20 protein-coding genes are annotated in these 22,617 nt (G+C 34.6%); 8 read left to right on the top strand and 12 right to left on the bottom strand.

Annotated features, from left to right (window positions below; genetic code table 11):
- Positions 1-241: 241 nt before the first annotated feature.
- Positions 242-568 (top strand): DoxX family protein, encoded by a 327-nt coding sequence (locus tag ACFQ0R_RS02205; RefSeq protein WP_379656735.1) that lies wholly within the window; start codon positions 242-244, stop codon positions 566-568.
- Between the two features lie 3 nt (positions 569-571).
- Positions 572-850: a TIGR03643 family protein gene (locus tag ACFQ0R_RS02200; RefSeq protein ID WP_379656734.1), complete on the top strand. Its 279-nt coding sequence runs from the start codon at positions 572-574 to the stop codon at positions 848-850.
- Positions 851-873: 23 nt separating this feature from the next.
- Here the strand turns inward: ACFQ0R_RS02200 and ACFQ0R_RS02195 are convergent, their stop codons facing one another.
- Positions 874-1,641, bottom strand: coding sequence for a S1/P1 nuclease (locus ACFQ0R_RS02195; RefSeq protein ID WP_379656733.1), 768 nt, complete (start codon positions 1,639-1,641; stop codon positions 874-876).
- 156 nt (positions 1,642-1,797) lie between these two features.
- Here ACFQ0R_RS02195 and ACFQ0R_RS02190 point away from each other — a divergent pair, with 156 nt between their 5' ends.
- From ACFQ0R_RS02190 to ACFQ0R_RS02180, 3 genes are read left to right on the top strand one after another with little or no spacing between them, the layout of a single operon-like run.
- On the top strand, positions 1,798-2,604 hold the full coding sequence (locus tag ACFQ0R_RS02190; RefSeq protein ID WP_379656732.1) for a Cof-type HAD-IIB family hydrolase: 807 nt from the start codon (positions 1,798-1,800) through the stop codon (positions 2,602-2,604).
- A 49-nt stretch (positions 2,605-2,653) separates the two neighbouring features.
- Positions 2,654-3,919, top strand: a complete 1,266-nt coding sequence (locus ACFQ0R_RS02185) for a DUF819 family protein (protein ID WP_379656731.1) — start codon at positions 2,654-2,656, stop codon at positions 3,917-3,919.
- 11 nt (positions 3,920-3,930) lie between these two features.
- Positions 3,931-4,680 (top strand): DUF4369 domain-containing protein, encoded by a 750-nt coding sequence (locus ACFQ0R_RS02180; RefSeq protein ID WP_379656730.1) that lies wholly within the window; start codon positions 3,931-3,933, stop codon positions 4,678-4,680.
- 30 nt (positions 4,681-4,710) lie between these two features.
- Here the strand turns inward: ACFQ0R_RS02180 and ACFQ0R_RS02175 are convergent, their stop codons facing one another.
- The 8 genes from ACFQ0R_RS02175 to ACFQ0R_RS02140 form a co-directional block, all read right to left on the bottom strand.
- Positions 4,711-4,977 (bottom strand): hypothetical protein, encoded by a 267-nt coding sequence (locus ACFQ0R_RS02175; protein WP_379656729.1) that lies wholly within the window; start codon positions 4,975-4,977, stop codon positions 4,711-4,713.
- A gap of 43 nt (positions 4,978-5,020) precedes the next feature.
- Positions 5,021-5,989 carry a type I phosphomannose isomerase catalytic subunit gene (locus ACFQ0R_RS02170; RefSeq protein ID WP_379656728.1) on the bottom strand — a complete coding sequence of 323 codons (969 nt, stop codon included), beginning with the start codon at positions 5,987-5,989 and terminating at the stop codon, positions 5,021-5,023.
- Positions 5,989-6,444, bottom strand: a complete 456-nt coding sequence (locus ACFQ0R_RS02165; RefSeq protein ID WP_379656727.1) for a peroxiredoxin — start codon at positions 6,442-6,444, stop codon at positions 5,989-5,991. The genes ACFQ0R_RS02170 and ACFQ0R_RS02165 overlap by 1 nt, the downstream gene beginning before the upstream one ends.
- A gap of 1 nt (position 6,445) precedes the next feature.
- Complete coding sequence (locus ACFQ0R_RS02160) at positions 6,446-6,856, bottom strand: 6-pyruvoyl trahydropterin synthase family protein (RefSeq protein ID WP_379656726.1); 411 nt, start codon at positions 6,854-6,856, stop codon at positions 6,446-6,448.
- 4 nt (positions 6,857-6,860) lie between these two features.
- Complete coding sequence (idi, locus tag ACFQ0R_RS02155; RefSeq protein ID WP_379656725.1) at positions 6,861-7,397, bottom strand: isopentenyl-diphosphate Delta-isomerase; 537 nt, start codon at positions 7,395-7,397, stop codon at positions 6,861-6,863.
- Between the two features lie 103 nt (positions 7,398-7,500).
- A complete protein-coding gene (locus ACFQ0R_RS02150) occupies positions 7,501-9,792 on the bottom strand; it encodes an OmpA family protein (RefSeq protein WP_379656724.1) in 2,292 nt (763 codons plus the stop codon).
- Between the two features lie 9 nt (positions 9,793-9,801).
- A complete protein-coding gene (locus ACFQ0R_RS02145; protein ID WP_449314337.1) occupies positions 9,802-10,737 on the bottom strand; it encodes a PorP/SprF family type IX secretion system membrane protein in 936 nt (311 codons plus the stop codon).
- 6 nt (positions 10,738-10,743) lie between these two features.
- Entirely contained in the window at positions 10,744-14,943 is a 4,200-nt protein-coding gene (locus tag ACFQ0R_RS02140) for an SdrD B-like domain-containing protein (RefSeq protein ID WP_379656723.1), read from the bottom strand.
- A 123-nt stretch (positions 14,944-15,066) separates the two neighbouring features.
- Between ACFQ0R_RS02140 and ACFQ0R_RS02135 the strand changes: the two genes are divergently transcribed.
- Both ACFQ0R_RS02135 and ACFQ0R_RS02130 read left to right on the top strand, forming a co-directional pair.
- The gene (locus ACFQ0R_RS02135) at positions 15,067-16,653 is read left to right on the top strand and encodes a peptide chain release factor 3 (RefSeq protein WP_379656722.1); all 1,587 of its coding nucleotides are present in this window, start codon (positions 15,067-15,069) and stop codon (positions 16,651-16,653) included.
- 799 nt (positions 16,654-17,452) lie between these two features.
- Complete coding sequence (locus ACFQ0R_RS02130; protein ID WP_379656721.1) at positions 17,453-18,457, top strand: potassium channel family protein; 1,005 nt, start codon at positions 17,453-17,455, stop codon at positions 18,455-18,457.
- Here the strand turns inward: ACFQ0R_RS02130 and ACFQ0R_RS02125 are convergent.
- Positions 18,445-19,425 carry a PLP-dependent cysteine synthase family protein gene (locus ACFQ0R_RS02125; protein WP_379656720.1) on the bottom strand — a complete coding sequence of 327 codons (981 nt, stop codon included), beginning with the start codon at positions 19,423-19,425 and terminating at the stop codon, positions 18,445-18,447. The two genes, ACFQ0R_RS02130 and ACFQ0R_RS02125, sit on opposite strands and share 13 nt — an antisense overlap.
- An 82-nt stretch (positions 19,426-19,507) precedes the next feature.
- Entirely contained in the window at positions 19,508-20,743 is a 1,236-nt protein-coding gene (locus ACFQ0R_RS02120; protein ID WP_379656719.1) for an ABC transporter permease, read from the bottom strand.
- Positions 20,744-20,751: 8 nt separating this feature from the next.
- On the opposite strand from ACFQ0R_RS02120, the gene ACFQ0R_RS02115 reads away from it, so the two are divergent.
- On the top strand, positions 20,752-21,951 hold the full coding sequence (locus ACFQ0R_RS02115) for an exo-beta-N-acetylmuramidase NamZ family protein (protein WP_379656718.1): 1,200 nt from the start codon (positions 20,752-20,754) through the stop codon (positions 21,949-21,951).
- A 130-nt stretch (positions 21,952-22,081) separates the two neighbouring features.
- Here ACFQ0R_RS02115 and ACFQ0R_RS02110 read toward each other — a convergent pair whose 3' ends face one another.
- Positions 22,082-22,504 carry an OsmC family protein gene (locus ACFQ0R_RS02110; RefSeq protein ID WP_379656717.1) on the bottom strand — a complete coding sequence of 141 codons (423 nt, stop codon included), beginning with the start codon at positions 22,502-22,504 and terminating at the stop codon, positions 22,082-22,084.
- Positions 22,505-22,617: the final 113 nt, after the last annotated feature.

The following is a 22,617-nucleotide window of genomic DNA, read 5'->3' as shown; positions in this document are numbered from 1 at the left end:
GTTAACTTCCTCAATACCTCAATTAGCGGGGCGCAAAACTACAACTCTTTTCCTATTCAAACCAAACCTTTTGTCAGGTTTTTTATATCTTTTTTACCACAAAAAACATAACACGCTCTCCTACTTTAGTTTAAATAGCTTAAAAATGTATGAGGTGTGAAAAATTGATTAAAATAACATGTGATCAAACTGTTCCTACTATTAAATTTTAACTTGCAGCATGAATTGGGATTTAGTATTAATGTCTGTAATATATGTATTCGCTGGTGCGATGCATTTTATCAAACCTAAAGTTTATGTGAAAATTATTCCTAAATTTTTACCTAAACGTAGAACTCTAAATTTAATCGCTGGAACTTTTGAAATTATAGCAGGCATTGGATTGCTAATTGGAGAAACTAGATCTTATAGTGCTATCCTAATTATATTGATGTTGATTGTATTCTTGCTTGTACATTTCAATATGTTGCGCGGAAAGAACTATTCACTTGGTGTTCCAAGATGGATTTTAATATTAAGAATTCCTCTTCAACTTGCATTAATATGGTGGGCATACTTATATATATAGACTATGGAAAAAGAATTTACTGAAAGAGAATTAGACCGAATTATTGAAATGGCCTGGGAAGACAGAACTCCTTTTGAAGCTATTGAATTTCAATTTGGCGTAACAGAAAGCGAGGTTATTAAAATCATGCAAAAGGAAATGAAACCCTCAAGTTTCAAAATGTGGCGTAAACGCGTCCAGGGAAGAGCCACCAAACATAGAAAACTAAGTAAAAGCTCTATGAAAAAATTTAAGTCGTCTCGACAGAAACAAATAACACATAACAAAATTTCTAAGCGATAAGTTATCGCTTAGAAATTAATTAATTAAGAGTAAATATCGTTAAGAATTACAGCTAATCTTATACCTGCTTTCTTCATTTGCAATTGAGCAACATTAAACCAGTCATACATATATCTATAACTTAGATTCTCATCTGCTTCTGCTGAGTTATAAACCTCTTGCGTTAATGCCCTACTTTCTTCTACCCAATCTAGCAAAGTTCCGGATTTGATAGATTGAACTTCTGACTTACTCAATTCTGGTAAACTTGCTGAAAGCTCAGTATAACTCATATTATAACTTTCTATCATTTTGGTATCCCAAACACTATGAAGATTGGTTGGGTTGTAAAACCATTTAACTTTAAAATCATTTGCCCCTTTATCTTCTTTGAGCCCAAAATGTAAAGGTTGGTGCATATCTCCAACCAGATGGATTAACATTTTCAAATAAAATTGTTCTTGTTCCTTATTGAGTTTATTCGATTTCAATTTCGAAATACACTCTTCAATACCAAAAACAATATCTCCTTTAGGATTTTTTTCTGCCTCAGCATAAGTTTGATCGAAAGGAATGTTGGCATAATGCCATGGCTTATATTCATCATAAGCTCTGTCACTTTTAATCTCATCTGCATAAGTAGAAGCATCGGCAATGGATTGACCATTCAATATTCTATCTATCTTTTTACTCACTCTAGATTTCAAATAGTTTTCCGCAGTCTCACCAACTGTACGGTGACCGTTTTGACCCCAGTCGTCTGAAGCTAGTAATGTCTGAGAAAATATAAGAAAAGCTAAAAAATATTTCATGTTGGTTTTTTTTTCAAATATAAATGGAATTGTATTAAGTAAACGTAAAGCCTTCAGTTTATTCTTAAAAAACATCTACATTATTCTTACTAAATGTTATAAACTTACAATCTAAACTCTTTAATTTGAGCAGTATTAAATTCAATGTAAAAGAAAATGATAAAGCTTATTTGTAGTGACATCGACGGAACTCTTCTGAATGCAGAAAGGCAACTTTCTAAAAAAACCATAGCTGAGATTGGTAAACTCAAGGACAAATTACCTGTTATTCTTATTTCTTCTAGAATGCCATCTGCAATGAAACATCTACAAAAGCAACTAAATATTATAAATCATCCTATTGTAGCATACAACGGAGGCTTGATTCACATAAATGATGACATCAAGCAGAGTACTACAATTCCTTTTGAAATTGTGAATAAAATCATCGATCTGAATGAGGATTGTCTCCATTTAAGCCTATACAATAATGACAACTGGTTTGCTCCTCAATTGGATCACTGGACTGAAAGGGAAACGAATAATACAAAAGTAAATCCTACGATAAAGCATAACAATGAAGTCTTGAAACATTGGAAAACCCATAGAAAAGGAGCTCATAAAATCATGTGTATGGGCGATACAAAGTTGGTGACGAAATTTTATGATCTCTTGTCTGAAAATTTCTCTAATGATATTCACTTATACAGGTCCAAAGACACTTATATAGAAATTGCTCCTAAACAAATTTCGAAACGTTCTGCAATTGAATTTTTAATAGAATCAGAATTTGGTTTGAATATGTCTGAAGTGATAAGCTTTGGTGACAACTTCAATGACATTGAAATGCTTGAAGCCTCTGGACTGGGAGTTGCTGTGGGAAACGCAAGAAAAGAAGTAAAACACATTGCTGATAAAACCATCGAAAATGCAAAAGAGGATGGAGTTGCAAATTTTTTGAATGATTATTTTAAAATGTCATAAGCCTTAATAATTGCTAATAATTTTTACTTTTACCCACTAAAGCTATATAATGGATAACAATCCGCTAATTACCAATGACGCAGTTGTTTTGGGCATCTTAATGCTTTCAATTGCTTTAATTTTTTATACTTCTAGCCAGAAAAGTGGCTTTTGGCATAAGTTTTACAAATTTGTTCCAGCACTTTTAATGTGCTATTTGATACCTGCTATTTTCAATTCTTTGAATATAATAAGCGACTCAACGTCTCAGCTTTATTTTGTTGCCAGTCGTTATTTTCTTCCAGCATCCCTAGTACTAATGACTTTGAGTATAGACTTAAAAGCAATCAAGAACTTGGGCTTCAAAGCTCTCATAATGTTTTTAACGGGTACTGTTGGGATTGTAATTGGAGGACCTATTGCGATTTTGATAGTATCTATTTTCTCTCCAGAAACGGTAGGCGGGGCTGGCCCTGACGCTGTATGGAGAGGTCTTTCCACACTTGCTGGAAGCTGGATAGGCGGTGGAGCGAACCAGGCTGCAATGCTAGAAATATTTAAATATAATCCAGAAAAATACGGTGGAATGGTTTTGGTTGACATTGTAGTTGCAAACCTCTGGCTAGCGATAATCTTATTAGGAATAGGAAGATCTGAAAAAATAGACAAATGGCTTAAAGCTGATAATTCTGCCATTGAAGAATTGAAAGAGAAAGTATCACAATATACTAAAAGCGTCTCTAGAACTCCTGAACTTAAAGATTACATGATAATGCTTGGACTAGCATTTTTTGCTGTAGGATTTTCGCATTGGGCTTCAGAACATATATCACAGTTTCTGCTTACAAACTTTGAAGTTTTTAGTGATAAGTCTTCTGCTTTATCATCATTTTCATCAACATTTTTCTGGATGGTTACCATTGCTACAGCCTTTGGAGTTGGATTGTCTTTTACTAAAGCAAAGTCTTATGAAGGTACTGGAGCAAGTAAAATCGGTGGTATATTTATTTACTTTCTCGTAGCAACTATAGGGATGAAAATGGACTTAGCGGCTGTGTTTGAAAACCCTGGATTGATACTTATTGGTCTGATATGGATGAGTATCCATGCAGGCTTACTGATATTGATTGCAAAACTCATCAAAGCGCCTTATTTCTTTTTGGCTGTGGGAAGCCAGGCGAATGTTGGCGGAGCAGCATCAGCACCTGTCGTAGCCTCAGCCTTTCACCCTTCCCTTACAAGTGTTGGTGTATTACTAGCTGTGTTTGGATACGTTGTAGGAACATACGCGGCGCTAGGTTGTACAATTTTAATGGAAATCTCATCAAATATTTAATAAAACAATACATGAAACATTTTTTATCACTCATTATTTTCACCATCCTATTAACTTCGTGTCAAAAAGACAAAGAAAATTTATTCATTACCGGGAATATTGATGGTCTCAAGAAAGGAAAACTTTATCTTCAAAAAATAGGAGATTCAAGTCTGGTGGTTGTAGATTCTATCCAAATCTCTGGATCGTCAGAATTTGCATTTAATACTTATATTGAAGAGCCACAGCTCATGTTTATAGAATTGGAGAGAAATAATGGAGACAATTATCCTGAACTTATCAACTTTTTCGCTGAACCAGGTGAAATAAGAATTACTACAACTCTGAAAAATTATGGTATGGATTTAGAAATTGTTTCTGAATTTGAAAACCAGAAGAAACTCGAAGAATATAAAGAAATTGTAAAACGATTTAATTCTCAGCGATTAGATTTAATTGAAGCTAATTTTGAGGCAAATAAATCTCAAGACGAAAGTAGAATTGATAGTATAAATAAGAAATTCAATTCTATTTTGAAGCGCAAATACCTTTATACTGTCAACTTCGCTCTGAATAATAAAGATCTGGAAGTATCTCCTTATGTTATATTATCTGAAGCTTTTGATGCTAACCTTAAATACCTGGATACTGTTTATAATTCTTTAGAAAAACCAGTTAGAAATTCTATATACGGGAAGCAACTGAAGGAACTCATCGAAGAAAGAAAAAAGAATGATGAGGAAAGTTTAAAAACTGAAGTTATTGATAGTATTTCAAAATAATAATCAATAACTTCAGTATTGAAAATAAAATTAAAGGTTGTTGAGTCTTTTTATAAACTCATCAGCCTTTTTGTTTATAGATTCTTTTACAGATTTTAAATGCTTACCTCTGTCGTCAATATCTTTTTTATTGATTTGCTCAACAAACTGATCGAATTCTGATATAACATCGTCTACAAGTTCTTCAGTCTTTTCTTTGAAATCTTCTGAACTTGCCTCTTGATTGATTAATGCTCCGTCTATGATTTCACCAAAACGGTCATTAAGGTCTTTTTTTAGTTGCTTTTTACTAGCCATTTTATAAAAATTAATTTTTGCAAAAGTAAACTAATTTAAAAAACTAGATGCTGATTTCTAAAAGTTTGGTGCCTCTTGATTTTATTTCTAAAATATCAATGCAAGCTGGGATAAGTATTGTTTCCATTGAGGATATCTTATATTCTCTATCTTGATGAATTATTATTGCTTCAGTTAAGCCAACATTCATAAGTATAACAAAAGAGTCAATAGTTGAATAATTAAGCCTCAACCTCCCTGTAAACTCTAAAAATTTAGTCTTGAAATAAGGTGTATCTGCTAGTGAAACTTTAGTATTCAATTTAGAGTCGTACTGAATTTTAAAGTCTGATTTGTTACTAAAATCAATTGCTTCTAAAGCAAGGTCAGTATGAAGTTCTCTAGAATTTCCTTCTTCATCAGTTCTATTCCAGTCATAAAGACGATAAGTAATATCTGACGTCTGTTGGATTTCTGCAAGCAAAACACCTGCACCTATGGCGTGTACAAGACCTGGTTTTATAAAAAAAGCATCTCCCTCTTTGACATGAACTGAATTCAGAGATTGTTCCAACTTTCCTAATTCTTGTAAATCTTTAAACTTACTTACAGATATACTTTCTTTAAAATCTAATATCAGCTTAGCATCACTTTCAGATTCTATGATGTACCACATTTCAGTTTTACCAAAACTATTGTGACGCCTTTTTGCGAGTTGGTCATCGGGATGTAGTTGAACTGATAGATTATCTTCAGCTTCAATGAATTTTATCAAGATTGGAAATTCTGTCTTAAATCTTTCGTAAACAGATTTACCTAGAAGTTGATCTTTAAACTCATTAATTAAATCCTCAAGATTTTTTCCTTTTAGGTTCCCGCTTTCAACTACAGAAAAATCATCTTTTATGCCACTTATTTCCCAACTTTCACCAATCTTTTTATTACCAAGGTTTTGATGAGTTTTAGAATGAAATCTATAACCTCCCCAAATCTTTTCTTTAAGAATAGGTGCAAACTTTAAGGGATATAGCACTAATCTATTTTTTTTACAGCGTTTAACGCTTTCTTCATATGCTTAGAAGCGTCTAAGCTATTGAATTTGAAAATAATTTTTCCCTCACCATCGATAACAAAAGTTTCTCTTCCTGGGACCAATCCAAGTAAGCTTTTCTTAATCCCGAATTTCTTCCTCACTTTACCACTTGAATCTGATAGTAAAATGAAGGGAAGGTTATGTTTTTTTGCGAATTTCGAATGAGACTTTTCTGAGTCATTACTTATACCTATTACTTCTGCGCCGGCTTCTTTAAAATCTTCATAACTATCTCTAAAGCTACAAGCCTCTTTTGTGCAGCCAGGTGTAAAATCTTTCGGATAAAAATAAATTACAACAGGCTTTTTACCTATAACTTTTTTAGAATCAAAAACATTTCCGTTTTGGTCTTTAAGTTCGAAATGTGGTACTTTTTCTCCTTTTTCTAATGACATCTTACTCTCCTTTATATGTTACAAAATTTCGAGGTGTTTCATAGAGTGTTATTTCTAATTGATGATCCTCTTTCAATTTTGGTTTTAGTTTATTCCAAATCACGACTGCAATATTTTCTGCAGTTGGATTCAAGTTCTCAAATTCAGGAACTTGTTCATTTAAGTTTTTATGATCAAACGCATCTTCAACTTCAGATTTAATTAAATCTTTTAAGATCTTTACGTCCATTACAAAACCAGTTTCCTGATCAATTTCACCTGTTACTGAAGCTATGAGCTCGTAATTATGACCGTGATATTGTGGATTATTGCACTTGCCAAAAACTTCTTCATTCTTCTCGAAAGGCCAATCCTTTCTATATAATCTATGCGCTGCATTGAAGTGAGCTTTGCGATGTACTGTAACTTTCATATGCTTAAGTTGAAGATTTGACCATTTCACTCTTATGTTTTTCAAAAATAATTTTGAACCATTCAGTATAATTATCTGGATTTTTCTTGATATCAACTTCAATATCTTCAAGTTTCATCCATTTCCAATCATTTACCTCATCTGGATTTGGTTTTGGCTCATTATTATACTCTCCTACAAGAATATAATCATATTCGTGTTCAGTCAGGCCATTTTCAAATGGAGCTTTATAAATAAACGAAATTGTTTCCTGAAGGTTTGTACTAAACCCCATTTCTTCTTGAAGCCGCCTTTTTCCAGCTTCTATGTTGGTTTCATTTAATTTTTGATGACTACAACAGGTATTTGTCCATAAGCCTGGAGTATGATATTTTGATAGAGCTCTTTGCTGAAGCATCAACTCATTTTTAGAGTTATAAATAAATACTGAAAATGCTCGATGAAGCTTAGCCTTTTCATGAGCTTCAATTTTTTCCATTGTACCGAGTGGATTGTCATTTTCGTCCACTAAAATTACGTAGTTTGAAGTGCTATCTGTCATAAATTCAAAAATACAAAATAACTTGTATCTGGGTACAAATAAGAAAAGCACCTTGGCTTAAAAGGTGCTATTTATGAATTATTTAGTAATTGACATATAAATTTTAAAAACGGTTTTCTCCTCGAAGACCAACAACAAAGGCACCTTCTACTCCTTTATTTCTCAATTCTGCTTTGTAAGCATCAGCTTGTTTTCTTGTAGAAAAAATAGAAGAGAAATAACGTTTATAACCATCGCTATAAACATGACTAAAAACATTTTTTATATTATCAAATTGGACATTAGAGTTTTTACCAAAAGCACCTATTTGAACAGTGTAGACTTCTGTATTTGTATTTTTAAAATCGTAATAAGTTGATTTTTCAGAATTGTCAACATTTTTCTTTTCTGAAGCTAAAATTTCACTACGAATGTCTTCGGGAGTTTCATTATCATTTAATATAATGAATTCCGACCTTCTATTTAGAGCATGCTCTTCTTCTGAACACTCAACACCGTTTGAGCACTCGTTGACTAGCTGGGTTTCTCCATATCCTCTCCCTGAAATTCGATTTCCGCTAATTCCTGCCTTTTCAATAATGTAATCTTTGGTAGCAGTCGCACGCTTATCAGATAAGATTTTGTTATAGGCATCACCTGCTCTACTATCTGTATGAGATCTTACATCTATCCGCATTTCGGGATAGGATTTTAAAACCACTATTATTTTCTGCAATTCAACCTCAGCATCAGATCGAATTTGAAATTTGTCAATATCAAAATAGATAGGATCCAATTGCAGTAACTGACTCAAATCATCACCTTTATCAGCCTTAGTTACGCCAAGTTCATCTCCTGCTTGAGCATTAAAATCCAGTGAGTTTTCAGTTCCAAAATCAGAATTTGTACTTACCAATTCTTCTATTGTAGCAAAACCATCTTTAGAAACCCTTACTACATATCGAGTGTCACAGTCAACTTCAAACTGATAAAAACCTTCAGAATTAGTCGTGGTCGATTTCAATAAATTCAAATCTTCATCAAATAATTCAACTTTAGCGTTTGTAAGAGCTTCTTCGCCGTCTGTTGTAAAAATTTTACCGTTTAACATTTGAGAACAAGCAGTCATAAGTTTTTCAAGCTGAGTAAGTGAATACAGGTTATCATTAGATTCACCTTCACCTCTATTAGAAGCAAAAAAGCCTTTTTTGAGTTTTGAGTTTATAATAAAACTAAAATCATCTTTATTGCTATTGATAGGTCTACCCAAATTAAAAACCTCTCCCAACTCACCATTATCTTTGATTACTGCCACAAAAACATCCAATCCACCTAAACCAAGATGACCATCTGAGGAAAAGTAAAGCAGGTTATCTTCACTTACAAAAGGGAAACTTTCCCTTCCTTCAGTATTAATAAAGTCGCCTAAATTTTCCGGCTCGCTATATGTATTATTCCCTAAAACATCTACTCTGAAAATATCTGACATTCCTCTTGTACCTGGCATATCTGAAGAAAAATACAAGGTTTTATCATCATTGCCTAAAGAAGGGTGAGCAACAGAATAGTTATCGCTGTTGAACGGTAGCTCCTGAGGCTTAGTCCATTCATTTTCTGAATTCATTTCAGATTTGAATAATTTCAGATAACTCACACCATCTTCACCGCGATTCAACTTATTTCCAGAAAAATTATTTCTGGTAAAGTAAACTGTTTTTCCATCACTTGTGAAAACTGCAGAAGACTCATGAAACTTAGAATTTAAATTTTCTGAAAAGTTGACGGGTTCTGATTCTATATTTAGAGAATCTGAGAGATCAACACCATATAAATTGAGATATGGTTGATTATTCCATTCATGTACCCGTTTTACTGAAGATGAAATGGGTCTATTCGATGCAAAAACCATTTTTTTACCTCCATAAAATGAAGGAGAAAATTCAGAATATTCAGAATTTATGGAAAGTGAATTGATACTAAATCTTCCAGATTGCATTTCTATGAGCTCCAAATAGTTCCTTTCTTTTTTCAATTTTGAAACTCTACTATCGCTATCATTTATCGCATCAAACTCAAGCATAATTTGATCTGATTTTTCGTATTGTTTTGCACTTTTTAGTGATTGAGCATATCTAAACAAATACTCTTTTGTAAGGTTTGGATTTAATTTATACAATCTTTCATACCAAACTAAGGCATTTTCCTGATCATTATTGAAATAGTAAGAATCTCCAAGTTTTTTAAATAAATTCTCAGATTCATAACCACTTCTTGCTACTTCGAGATATATTTTTTGAGCATCAATAAAAGCATAACCCTCAAACATTTTGTCGGCTTCTTTCAATTTATCAACCTGAGCATTGACTAAACTTGAAAAAAGAATAGTTAATAAAAAAATTATATGTTTAATGTTCATCTTCATAGTTTAGAAAAATCTCGGTGTATACATCCTTTTATATTTCTTGAAAAGTTCAAACCTTGCAAAAAATTCAAGTGATCCATCATTATAGCTTGATAATGTTGAAGTATCTCTATCGTAAGACAAACCTAACAATATAGAGTCGCTGACTTGAAAGGCAAAAAGACCTGAAAAAGCTGAATTTAATCTATAAGCCGCTCCGACAGTTAATTTATCGTTTATTAAAAAATTAGATGATAATTCAGCTAGCAAAGGAGAGCCACTTACGTGCCTCATTAGTATAGATGGCTTGAATTTCAATGAGGGGTTAATATCAAATACTAAACCTGCAGTTAAGAAATAATGTAAGCGATCTCTTACTGTTGCATCAGCAACGTTACTATCAGAAAAACGATCTGATCTTAACAAGGCAGGAACACTTAAGCCAATGAAGTATTGATCGTTATAAAGTAAAGCTCCTAAGCCTACTTGAGGCGAAAATTTATTTTCAATATTATTTTCAAATTCCGGATCATTAGGCAGGGAATTCAAATCATTAAAATCAACATTTAACATATTGATTCCAGCATTTATTCCAAATGATAGTTTAGTATATCTATTAACTTCTATAGCATAGCTGTAAACCGCATTAATATCTGTTTGTTTTGTAACTCCAATCTGATCATTAACTATATTAAAACCCAATCCCATTTTCCCGTCTTTTATAGGTGAATGAGCAGACAATGTCTGAGAGGTTGGAGCACCATCAAACCCAAGCCATTGAGATCTATGTAAAACAGTTGCACTAAGTACATCTCGTGACCCTGCATATGCTGGATTTATACTCATCGTATTATACATATACTGAGTAAAATTTGGGTCTTGTTGTGCATTACTTCTTAAACTAAACAAAAGAAATAATACCACTAAGCTCGTATATAGAATTCGACTTTTAGTCATCATTCATTATTAATTTAAATGTAAATACCCGTTTCTTCTTACAGGATCACCTACTTTGTTTATATAATTCAAAATGTAAAAATAGGTTCCAGTTGGAAGTCTTTTATCTTTCTGAATTGTAATGTTTCCATCGCTAAAACCATAGAATTTAACTTCTTCATTGTCATAGCCTTCAGCATCAAAAACCTTTACACCTTGCCTATTAAAAATTTGAACTGAATTTTCTGGATAATTCTCAATACCCTTTATAAAGAAAAAGTCATTAATTATATTTTCTTCAGATCCTACAGCATTGAATATTTCAATATCATCTTTTAAAAATCCATCGCTATCTGAATTTACGATTTCACCTGCAAGGACTATGGTTATTGTTGGGTCTGTTCCTTCTGTTTGTGAAGCATTAGTTGGAAAATTAGTATCTTCGGTATCAATTTTTGAAGTAGTTTCACCAGCTAAAACTTCTATAGACCAGTCACCATCGCTATTGGTTTCAACTTCAAATTCATTGGCATCCACATCCGTTATTAATATGCTTACATTCGGAATACCATCTTCATTTGAATCTTGTGTTTCATTACCGTTATCATCATAGTAAAGACGACCTGTTAAAATCCCCGTTGTTTCTTCAACAAAAAATCCATCTGCATCAAATCCATTGGCATTGGAACCTATAAAAATTGTCGTAGGGTTTGTCCCTTGAGTTTGTACTGCTCCTTGTGGAAAGTTAGAATCACTTTCAATAATTGTAGAAGTGGTTGTACCTATGGACACTGGAGTAAACCATTGACCGTTCTCGTCTGTAGTAAGTGTTAGAATACTGCCATCAGACTGCTCAATTTCTACTTCAACATTGGCTATTCCAGGCTCTTCAGGATCTTGGGTACTATTATTGTTTTCATCCAGATATAGGATTCCACTTAAAGTACCGGTCTGATTTTCTGTAAAGAATCCATCTAGTTCTTCTGGAACTTCTTGTCCTGCAGTTACTTGAGTAGTGGTTGGATTGTCCCCTTGTGTCTGGCCTGCACCCTGAGGAAAATCAGGATCGGTTTCATCGATTGTAGAGATGACAGTTCCTTCAGCAACAGTTGTAGTCCAGTCGCCATTTTCATCTGTAGTCAAATTCTGACTTATTCCTTCTCCATCAACAACTTGAACTGAAATGTTTGGCATATTAGGTTCATCAGGATCCTGTTGTCCATTTCCATTATTATCAAAATACAAATGACCCGAAAGAATTTCAGTTATGCTAGGGTCTTGTACGAAATATCCAATATTACCTGAAAACGTATTAGCATTCGCTATTACAAAAGTAGATATTGGATTATTGCCTTCAGTTATTACTGAACCTTGTGGAAAATCTGAATCTTCTTCATCCACATTAGAAATAGTTGCCCCAGCTGGAACTTCAATAGACCAATTACCATTGGCATCTGTAGTTTGTATTGTTAAGTTATTAAAAACATCAATGATTTCAACATCAACGTCTGGCATATCATACTCGCCAACATCTTGTGTTCCATTACCATTGTCATCAAAATAAAGATGGCCTGTTAGGGTTCCAGTCAAATTTGGATTTGGAACGAAAAAACCATCATCTTCAGAAAAGGTTGTATTACCAACAGCTACAAAAGTCGTTGTTGGATTACTACCTTCTGTTTGAACAGCACCCTGAGGTATATTGGAATCCTGTAGATTTATTTCTGATACTGTATTTCCCGCCGGGACTTCAATAGACCAATTTCCATTTTCATTAGTAATAACCGAAGATGTAATTCCAAAAACATCTGTGATTTCGATTTCAACATTGTTTAAATTAGGTTCACCAGAATCTTGATTAGAGTTTCCATTGCTATCTAAATATAGATGGCCTGTAAGTGTGCCCACAAGATCTGGATCTGTGATAAAAAAACCAGTATTACCTGATAGTACGGATACATCTGCTGGTACAAAAGTCAATGATGGATTGACGCCCTCAGTTTGAGTAGCTCCTTGTGGAAAGTCTGGATCATCTTCAATCACCTCAGATTTAGTAACTCCTGAAGGAACTAAAATTGACCAATCTCCATCGGCGTCAGAAGTTAAAATCGTGATATTTCCGAAAACGTCAGTGATTTCTACATCTACATTTGGCATGTCTGGTTCGCCAATGTCTTGAGTTCCGTTTCCATTAGTATCAAAGTATAAATGACCAAGAAGAGTTCCTTCCAAATTTGGATCTGTAACAAAAAAACCGAAATTTCCAACAAAAGTAGTTTCATCTGCCACTGCAAAAGTAAGTGATGGATCAAAGCCTTCTGTTCTTGTAGCCCCCGTTGGAAAGTCTGGGTCCTGTTCATCTATGTTGGAAAACGTATTTCCAGCAGGAACAATAACAGACCAATCTCCATTAATATCTGTTTCAACTAAGGTGACATCTGTATAAACATCAATAATTTCAACATCTACATTAGGCATATCTGGTTCTCCAAAATCTTGATTACCATTTCCATTCGTATCAAAATAAAGGTGTCCTACCAACTCACCAAACTGACTTGAATCTGGGATAAAAAAGCCATCATCATCTGATAGAATTGTAGAATCTACCGGAACAAAAGTTGTAGTAGGGTCGGTACCTTCTCTTTGCACTGCTCCCTGTGGAAAATCTGGATCATTTCTTTGAATTGCAGAAATTGTACTTCCTGATGGAACTACAATTGACCAATCTCCATTAGCATCGGTTTCCAGAATACTTACATCTCCAAACGTGTCTGTAATTTGAATATTTATATTAGGTAGATCAGGTTCTCCAGCATCCTGAGTTCCGTTTCCATTCGTGTCTAGATATAAATGACCTAGTAATGTGCCCTCAAATTCTGTATCAACTACAAAATAACCATCATTATCTGATAAAATATCGGCTCCTGCAATAACTTGTGTTGATGTAGGATCAAAACCTTCTGTTTGATCAGCTCCTTGTGGAAAGTCAGGATCTAGATTATCGTTATTAGAAATAGTGTTACCTGCTGGCACCTCGATTTCCCAATCTCCATTTACATCTGTTTCAAGTATTGTTGTATTCCCAAAGGAGTCTATGATTTCAACATCTACATTAGGCATATCTGGTTCGCCAAAGTCTTGATTACCATTACCATTTTCATCAAAATATAAATGACCTCTTAAAATTCCAGTACCTAAAAACCCATCGAACTCTTCATAAGTTTGAGCATTGATAACTTCGGTTGTTGTTGGGTTCGAACCTTCTGTTTGTGATGATCCTGTAGGAAAACCTGGAGCAGTTTCGTTTATGAGTGATACAGCAGTTCCCTGGGGCACTCTTATATTCCAAGCACCATTGCCATCTGTAACTAAATTAATAACATTTCCAAGAGAAGTTGTTACTTCTACAGGAATATTAGCAATACCGGATTCGTTAGGGTCTAAGTTACCGTTACCATTATCATCAAAATATAAAATGCCAGAAAGAACCCCCGATTCAAAAAACCCATCATTTTCTGTGAATGTTTCTAAACCCTGCGGTATATTATGCGTTGAAGAATTAGTTCCTTCAGTCTGAAAAGCTCCTGTAGGAAAATTAGTGTCAGTTTCATCTACATTTACTACAACAGGACCAAATAATACAGTTGCTAACCAATCTCCATCAATATCAGTTGTTACTGTTTGAGAATTTCCATATTGGTCAGTAATGAAAACATCTACGCTAGGCATATCAGGTTCTGCAGGATCTTGTAATCCGTTTCCATTTATATCAAAATAAATATGACCCTTAGCATCGCCTTGGAATGTAAATCCTTTAGTTTCAGCTTCCACCGTTTCATTTGCAATAACAAATACACTACTTGGGTCTGAACCCTCCGTTTGTAGAAATCCAATCGGCAAGCTTGATGAGTCCATTATCAACTGAGCATCACCCTCTATTACTTCAGCTGACCAAATCCCATCAGAATTAGTTGGAGCAGTTTGTCCATTCCCGTTAGAATTCACGATTATGACTCGAACCCCTTCAAGTCCAGGTTCTCCAACATCTTGAGTTCCATTACCATTGAAATCTGCATAAATAAAGCCCTCCACGGTACCGGAGGCACTCAGCCTTTGCATTAGTTCTTCAAATGGACTTGGTATGTATGATTTCTCTTCTTGAGCAGTAATTTCTAAGCCTTGAAAAATCAATACAAGCAAGAATATAAGAGATGAAGTTGTTATTCTCATGTAATAGAATTTTAACACAAATATATATTAAAGATTTCAGAGTCTTTCGATTTAATTAAGCAAAAATCATCAATAAATAGGTGAATATAATTGATTTTAGTATTAAAAAATTAAATTTGCAACATGAAAATAAATAAGGAAATCAATCGCCGAAGAACTTTCGGTATTGTATCTCACCCTGATGCTGGTAAAACAACTCTAACTGAAAAACTACTTCTTTTTGGAGGTGCAATCCAAGAGGCAGGCGCTGTTAAATCAAATAAGATAAAAAAAACCGCCACTAGTGACTTTATGGAAATAGAGCGTCAAAGGGGGATTTCGGTAGCCACTTCGGTTTTAGGATTTGAATATAAAAATATAAAAATCAATATTCTTGACACGCCTGGTCACAAGGATTTTGCTGAAGATACCTTTAGAACACTTACAGCAGTAGATAGCGTAATCGTAGTAATTGATGTTGCGAAAGGTGTTGAGGAACAAACGGAAAAGCTTGTAAAAGTTTGCCGAATGCGCAATATTCCTATTATAGTATTTATCAATAAAATGGATAGAGAAGGAAAGGATGCCTTTGAACTTCTCGATGAAATTGAGCAGAAATTAGGCCTCCACGTTACACCATTAAGTTTTCCTATTGGCATGGGTTACGACTTCAAAGGTATTTATAACATTTGGGAAAAGAACGTCAATTTATTTACTGGTGACCCTAAAAAGGACATAGAAGAAACAATTAAAGTTAGTGATTTATCTACAGATGAAATTGATCAGCTTATCGGTACTGATTCTGCAGATACCTTAAGAGAAGAGCTTGAACTCGTTCAAGGTGTATACCCTGAATTTAATATCGACCAATACAAACGAGGAGAACTGCAGCCAGTATTTTTTGGTTCTGCTCTTAATAATTTTGGAGTTCGTGAGTTACTGGATTGTTTTATTGAAATCGCACCTCCTCCACGTCCAAAACAAAGTGACATTAGAGAAATAAAGCCTGAAGAAGATAAATTTACCGGTTTTGTGTTTAAGATTCATGCCAACATGGACCCTCGCCATAGGGACAGACTGGCCTTTGTAAAAGTCGTTTCTGGAAAATTTGAAAGAAACAAACCTTACCTCCACGTAAGAAGCAACAAGAACCTTAAATTTTCCAGTCCCAATGCTTTTTTCGCCGAACGTAAAGAAATCGTGGACGAGATGTTTCCAGGAGATATCGTCGGACTTCACGATACAGGAACCTTCAAAATTGGAGACACCCTCACTGAAGGTGAAATTCTTCAGTACAAAGGTATTCCCAATTTCTCACCAGAGCATTTTAGGTATATTAATAATGCAGATCCGATGAAGTCCAAACAGCTCAATAAAGGTATTGAGCAGTTAATGGACGAAGGTGTTGCCCAGTTATTTACCCTTGAACTGAACAACAGAAAAATTATTGGAACTGTTGGCGCTCTTCAATACGAAGTGATTCAATACAGACTGGAACACGAGTACGGTGCTAAATGTTCTTATGAAAACATCAATGTTTACAAAGCCTGCTGGGTAGAGCCCAAAGATCCTAAAAGTGAAGAGTTCAAAGAATTTAAACGTGTCAAAGCAAAGTTTTTGGCTAAAGACAAGGCAGACCAACTCGTTTTTCTTGCCGATTCTGAATTCTCTTTACAAATGACACAGCAGAAGTATCCAAATATTACATTTCACTTTACATCGGAGTTTTAATGTTTTTTGGAGCCGGGAACCTGCTTTCCGCTTCAAGTCCTCACACTTCCCCAAAGCTTTGGGGATTGTGGGAACTCCGAGCTTTTCGCTACAATCAGGCTAGAACAACCTGCACTTAAGGTGTAAGGTTTCTTTTTTCTTCATCATAATATATATATGCTGATGCATAGTAAGCTATAATTCCAAGTATTGGTAGAATCCAAATTATGGATATGAATATAACTTTACCCATCAATTGCTTCTGAACTATGAGTATGTGAAGGGATAAGATGATGTTTAATCCAAATAAAGACATAAGAAAAATATGAATCAACGGTTCTGGTAGTATTAATTCCATAAGCTTATCTATTTATCTATTTGAGATTTATTTTTAATTATTGCTACATGTAATGAATAAATGCTATACAAACATAGAATTAAATTTTATTTTATGATTACGGTTTGACCGTAAATTTTAACTATTTCGCAAGAATTAGATCATAAAATCTTCTAGTGATAAAGGCTCAGAGTTTTTAAACCTAGAAATCAATAATTGAGTTTATGCCGGAAAAAATTGGATTTTAAATGTTTATGTACGGAAGTAAGAAGAAGTTTACACTCGTTTGATTCCAATAAGCCTCCCTAAATGAATTCTACAAATCTATAGACAATAATAAGTTTACATTTTAATCATTTTTAATCTTTGTTATCAGGTTTTGGATTTATGCTATATTTGATCTAACTCATCATATTAAAAATTTGATCTTTACCAAATGCAAATCGGGGTCTGATTTGTATTTCATATCTAAAACAAACTATTTTGAAATCATTTAGGATAAAACTAATTGTAGCCCTTTTATTACTGGCCCTGGTGTTTTTAACCGGGGTGTTTGGTTTTAGAATTATAATGGATTTGAATTGGATAGATGCATTTTACATGACAGCGATCACCATTACAACTGTTGGCTACAGGGAAGTGGTTTTACCTTCAGATGAAGCGAAAATATTCATAACTATACTTATACTATCAAGTGTAGTTATCCTGGGTTTTGTAGTATCAGTTGTGACAGAATATTTTATATCTTTCAGTTCTTTGAATGATTTAAGACAAAAGCGTAAATTGAAAAATATTCAAAAAATGGAAAATCATATTATTGTTTGTGGCTATGGAAGAAATGGTCAGCAGGCAGCAAGAAAGCTTATGGAATTTCATAAAGAATTTTTGGTCATAGATAAGAACCAGGATTTATTAGAGAAAAGTGACCTAAAATCTGAACAGTATTTGGTTGGAAATGCAAATGACGACGATATTTTACTCACTGCAGGGATTAAAAAAGCCAGTAATCTTATTACAGCTTTACCTGACGATGCTGATAATCTGTTTATAGTTCTGAGCGCCAGACAACTTAATAACAACTTAAGAATTATTTCCAGAGCAACGGAGGAAACCAGCTATAGAAAGCTAAAATTGGCTGGTGCAAATAATGTCATCTTACCCGATAAAATTGGAGGCCAGCACATGGCTTCTTTAATTGTAAGTCCAGATTTGCTGGAGTTTTGGGATAATTTAAGTTATGGTGACAGTAACAGCGTTAATCTGGAGCAAGTTTCATTTGAGCAACTTTTTGACCATGAAAAACCATCTACAATCCTGGAGCTGGATTTAAGACAAAAAACAGGCTGTACAATTATAGGTTTTAAATCTGCAGATGGAGAATACATTGTCAATCCTAACCCTAAAATTCAGCTTACACCAAATTCAAAAATCATAGTGATCGGAAATTCTGATCAAATCAAAACTTTACAGGAAGTTTATTCAATATAACCTTTTTCCCGCATCCAGTCATCGTTAAACATCTTACCCACATATCGACTACCGTGATCATGAAATAAAACAACCACTACATCATCTTTTTTGAAATGCTCTTTCAGCTGTAAAAGCCCTTTGACTGCTGCTCCTGCTGAGTTCCCTAAAAACATCCCTTCTTCTTTAGCTAATTTTTGTGTGTAAACAGCAGCATCTTTATCGGTGACTTTAGTGAAGCCGTCGATGCCATCAAACCTTACATTCAAAGGCAGAATATCTTCGCCGATGCCTTCTGTGACATAAGGATAAATTTCATTTTCATCAAATTCACCTGTTTCATGGTATTTTTTGAACACCGAACCATAGGTGTCGATTCCCCAAACTTTAATGTCTGGATTTTTCATTTTCAAATAACTGCTTACACCAGAAATGGTTCCACCAGTTCCTACACCAACAACAAAGTGAGTGATTTTTCCGTCTGTCTGATCCCAAATTTCAGGTCCGGTCGTTTTGAAGTGAGCTTTACAGTTAGAAGGATTGTCATACTGATTCACATACCAGGAATTAGGCGTTTCTTTAGCCAGTCTTGCCGAAGTCGAATAGTAAGACCTTGGATCATCTGGAGCCACATCAGTAGGACAAACATGAACATCACATCCTACAGCCCGTAAAATATCCATCTTCTCCTTACTCTGCTTATCACTCAGAACACAAACCACTTTGTAACCTTTAACGATGGCCACTAAAGCCAATCCCATTCCTGTATTCCCTGAAGTTCCTTCTATAATAGTTCCTCCGGGCTTCAAAGCTCCGCAGGCCTCAGCATCTTCTATCATTTGCAAAGCCATCCTGTCTTTTACAGAATTTCCAGGGTTGAAGGTTTCATACTTTGCTAGTACCAAAGCATCGATGTCTTCAACTATTTTGTTCATTTTCACCATCGGTGTCTTACCAATAGTTCCAAGGATATTTTCAGCGTAATCCATAATTTTTATTTAGTTGCGCAAATATAAAAAAAGTAATAATCAAAAACTGAGTTATAATCCATAGACTAATTCCAATCTTTCTCTATTCAAATTTCATGGCTTTCACCGGAGAAATTTTTGTGATAATAACAGAAGGGATCAAAAGCATCAATACGCAAAGCAGCAAAGTCCCTATGTTAATGATCAAAATATAATCCAGACTGAGATAGATTGGAGCTTCAGACACATAGTAAGTCTCAGGATTAAGTGGAATAACTTTTAAATACTTCTGAATGAGTAAAAGTGAAATCCCGATGAGATTACCCCAAAACAAACCTTTGAAAATCAAGAAGCCAGCATTATAAAGAAATATTTTTCGGATGGACCAGTCTGAAGACCCCAGAGCTTTTAAAATTCCTATCATTTGCGTGCGTTCTAGAATCAAGACTAACAAAGCTGTTATCATATTAATACCTGCCACCAAAATCATAATCCCAATGATCAAAATAATATTAAAATCAAACATTTTCAACCATTCAAAAATAGAAGGATACAATTCAATGATAGTACTGGCATTCAAAAAAGAATCGACTTCTTCATAAACTTTATACCCAACTTCTTTTATGTCTGAAAAGTCTTCAACAAACAATTCAAACTGGCCAATTTGATCTTCATCCCAATTGTTCAATCTTTGAATTTGCTTCAAATCTGCGATGATGTAAGTTTCATCAAATTCTTTAAAACCCGAATCAAATATTCCTGAAATTGTTAATCCCACTGATCTTGGCAAACGATCCTGGTCATCTCTTAAAAAATAAACGATTAGTTTATCCTCCACATCAAAACCTAAGCGATTAGCTAGATAATTTGAAATTAAAACCTCTCTGCTTATGGTTTCATCAAATACAGGAAGTTTCCCCTTGACCAGATACTCATCCAGATATTTCCAGCGGTAATTCTTTTCTACACCTTTTACAACAATACCTTCAAAATCGGTTTCAGTTCTGATGATGCCATATTTGGTAGCTACTTTTTGAATGTGTTCTATTTCAGGAACTGATGTGAATTCTGGATAAAAATGCTGTACGGTACTTACTGGATTTTGAGTGATTGTCGACTGGTTATTGGAAAAATTATTGATTACAATATGACCATTGAAGGCCGCAATCTTTTCTCTTATCTTATTTTGAAGACCAAACCCTGTACTAATCGCCACAAACATCATTATAATGCCAATGGCTATCGCAGAAATAGCAATTTTAATTATCGGAGCCGATATATTACTTTTATGATCGGTTTTGGTGACTAGGCGTTTGGAAATAAAATATTCAAAATTCAAGCTGACATATGATTTTAAAGAGGTTCAAAAATACAGTTTATTTTATTCTTTTGGCATGTATTTCTTGCTCTGCGCAACAAGCAGAAATTAATACTTATAGCAGTCTTGGCGTAGGCGCCAACCGTACAGAATCTTACTTAAAATTTTTGGAAGATAAAAATGTAGGAGTTGTAGGCAATCAAACCTCTGTCATCTTTAAATCCGAAACAGATTACGTCCACCTCGTAGATTCACTTTTGAATCGAAATATCATCATCAAAAAAGTATTTGCTCCGGAACACGGCTTCCGAGGAACTGCAGATGCTGGCGAAATAATCAAAGACGGTATTGATACTAAAACTGGTATTCCTATTATTTCCCTTTATGGAAGTCAAAAGAAACCAGATCCTGAACATTTAGAAGGTATCGACATCATGGTGTTTGATATTCAGGATGTGGGAGCGCGATTTTATACTTACATTTCTACTTTGCATTACATCATGGAAGCATGTGCCGAACAGAATATTCCTTTACTGATTTTGGATCGTCCAAATCCTAACGGACATTACATTGACGGTCCCGTTTTGGAAGACGAATTTAAAAGTTTTGTAGGGATGCACCCCGTTCCTGTGGTTCATGGATTAACGATTGCTGAATATGCAAAAATGATAAATGGTGAAAAATGGCTCAAGAACGGAATCCAGTGCCGATTGGAAATCGTTGACATGAGAGGCTATGCTCCCCAATTAACTTATGATTTACCCATCAAGCCTTCTCCAAATTTACCGAATTCCAAATCCATTAATTTGTATCCGAGTTTGTGTTTTTTTGAAGGCACTAATGTGAATGCAGGCCGGGGTACGTCTATGCAGTTTCAGGTGTTTGGCTCTCCTTTTTTGGATCCTTTAGTCTTTGATTTTGAATACACGCCGAAGTCCTCAGACGGAGCAAAGTATCCAAAACATGAGAATACGCTTTGTTTTGGCAGAAATCTTCAAAATCATAACGATCTCGATTATTTAAATTTGGAATGGTTGCTTCAGGCGTATCATCACACCCAGGACCAGGCTTCATTTTTCAACAATTTCTTTAGTAAACTGGCAGGAAATGCAAGCTTACAGGAGCAAATTCAGCAGGGAAAAACAGCACAGGAGATAAGAGAAAACTGGGAATCTGAACTCAACACTTACAAGAAAAAAATCAAACCCTATTTGTTGTACGAGCGGTAGACTGGTGAACTGGTCCACCGGTCTACTGGTCAACTAAATAATTCTACTCACAAAGAATAAGGAATACTGAATACTAAAAAGTGAATTTTACGACTACCTAAAACCTAGCTCCAACTGCCTAACTCACTAACTACTCCAAAAGCTCCCCGTTCAATTCCACCTGATACTGAATATCCACCGTTTGATCCAACATCTTGGAGACCGAACAGTATTTTTCAAAAGACAACTGCGCGGCACGTTTGGCTTTATTGGCAGGAATATCCCCTTCAAGTTTTACCAGTAACTGTATGGTGTGAAAAACTTTAGGGTCGGTATCCTTACGGAAACCTTCTACTTCAACATTTAAATCTTTGATCTCCAGATTCTGCTTTTTCAGAATATGAACTATGTCGATGCTGCTACATCCTGCCGTTCCCATCAAAATCAATTCCATTGGACTTGGTGCCTGTGGGTTGGGGGCTGAAGAATTGTAAAGTTCGATTTTATGACCCAATGAATTTTCTGCCTCAAAATGAACGTCACTGTTAGGTTTCTTATGTAAACTGATTTTCATGATACCGTATTTTTCTACAAAAAAAAGGAATCTAAATCATAACTCTGCTAAAAATAACTTAATACAATTTAGAATGGCTCAAATTTATTATGTTTGCATCGAGGAATGATTTG

Origin of the sequence: Psychroflexus salinarum (assembly GCF_042677225.1) — a bacterium.
GTDB lineage: Bacteria > Bacteroidota > Bacteroidia > Flavobacteriales > Flavobacteriaceae > Psychroflexus > Psychroflexus salinarum.
The sequence above is the reverse complement of the archived record's forward strand: the minus strand, read 5'-3'. Positions and strand labels throughout refer to the sequence as shown.

Coding starts and splice junctions, on each gene's coding strand:
- ACFQ0R_RS02205 (WP_379656735.1), top strand. CDS start 242: ATGTCTGTAATATATGTATTCGCTGGTGCGATGCATTTTATCAAACCT.
- ACFQ0R_RS02200 (WP_379656734.1), top strand. CDS start 572: ATGGAAAAAGAATTTACTGAAAGAGAATTAGACCGAATTATTGAAATG.
- ACFQ0R_RS02195 (WP_379656733.1), bottom strand. CDS start 1,641: ATGAAATATTTTTTAGCTTTTCTTATATTTTCTCAGACATTACTAGCT.
- ACFQ0R_RS02190 (WP_379656732.1), top strand. CDS start 1,798: ATGATAAAGCTTATTTGTAGTGACATCGACGGAACTCTTCTGAATGCA.
- ACFQ0R_RS02185 (WP_379656731.1), top strand. CDS start 2,654: ATGGATAACAATCCGCTAATTACCAATGACGCAGTTGTTTTGGGCATC.
- ACFQ0R_RS02180 (WP_379656730.1), top strand. CDS start 3,931: ATGAAACATTTTTTATCACTCATTATTTTCACCATCCTATTAACTTCG.
- ACFQ0R_RS02175 (WP_379656729.1), bottom strand. CDS start 4,977: ATGGCTAGTAAAAAGCAACTAAAAAAAGACCTTAATGACCGTTTTGGT.
- ACFQ0R_RS02165 (WP_379656727.1), bottom strand. CDS start 6,444: ATGTCATTAGAAAAAGGAGAAAAAGTACCACATTTCGAACTTAAAGAC.
- ACFQ0R_RS02160 (WP_379656726.1), bottom strand. CDS start 6,856: ATGAAAGTTACAGTACATCGCAAAGCTCACTTCAATGCAGCGCATAGA.
- idi (WP_379656725.1), bottom strand. CDS start 7,397: ATGACAGATAGCACTTCAAACTACGTAATTTTAGTGGACGAAAATGAC.
- ACFQ0R_RS02150 (WP_379656724.1), bottom strand. CDS start 9,792: ATGAACATTAAACATATAATTTTTTTATTAACTATTCTTTTTTCAAGT.
- ACFQ0R_RS02145 (WP_449314337.1), bottom strand. CDS start 10,737: ATGATGACTAAAAGTCGAATTCTATATACGAGCTTAGTGGTATTATTT.
- ACFQ0R_RS02140 (WP_379656723.1), bottom strand. CDS start 14,943: ATGAGAATAACAACTTCATCTCTTATATTCTTGCTTGTATTGATTTTT.
- ACFQ0R_RS02135 (WP_379656722.1), top strand. CDS start 15,067: ATGAAAATAAATAAGGAAATCAATCGCCGAAGAACTTTCGGTATTGTA.
- ACFQ0R_RS02125 (WP_379656720.1), bottom strand. CDS start 19,425: ATGGATTACGCTGAAAATATCCTTGGAACTATTGGTAAGACACCGATG.
- ACFQ0R_RS02115 (WP_379656718.1), top strand. CDS start 20,752: ATGATTTTAAAGAGGTTCAAAAATACAGTTTATTTTATTCTTTTGGCA.
- ACFQ0R_RS02110 (WP_379656717.1), bottom strand. CDS start 22,504: ATGAAAATCAGTTTACATAAGAAACCTAACAGTGACGTTCATTTTGAG.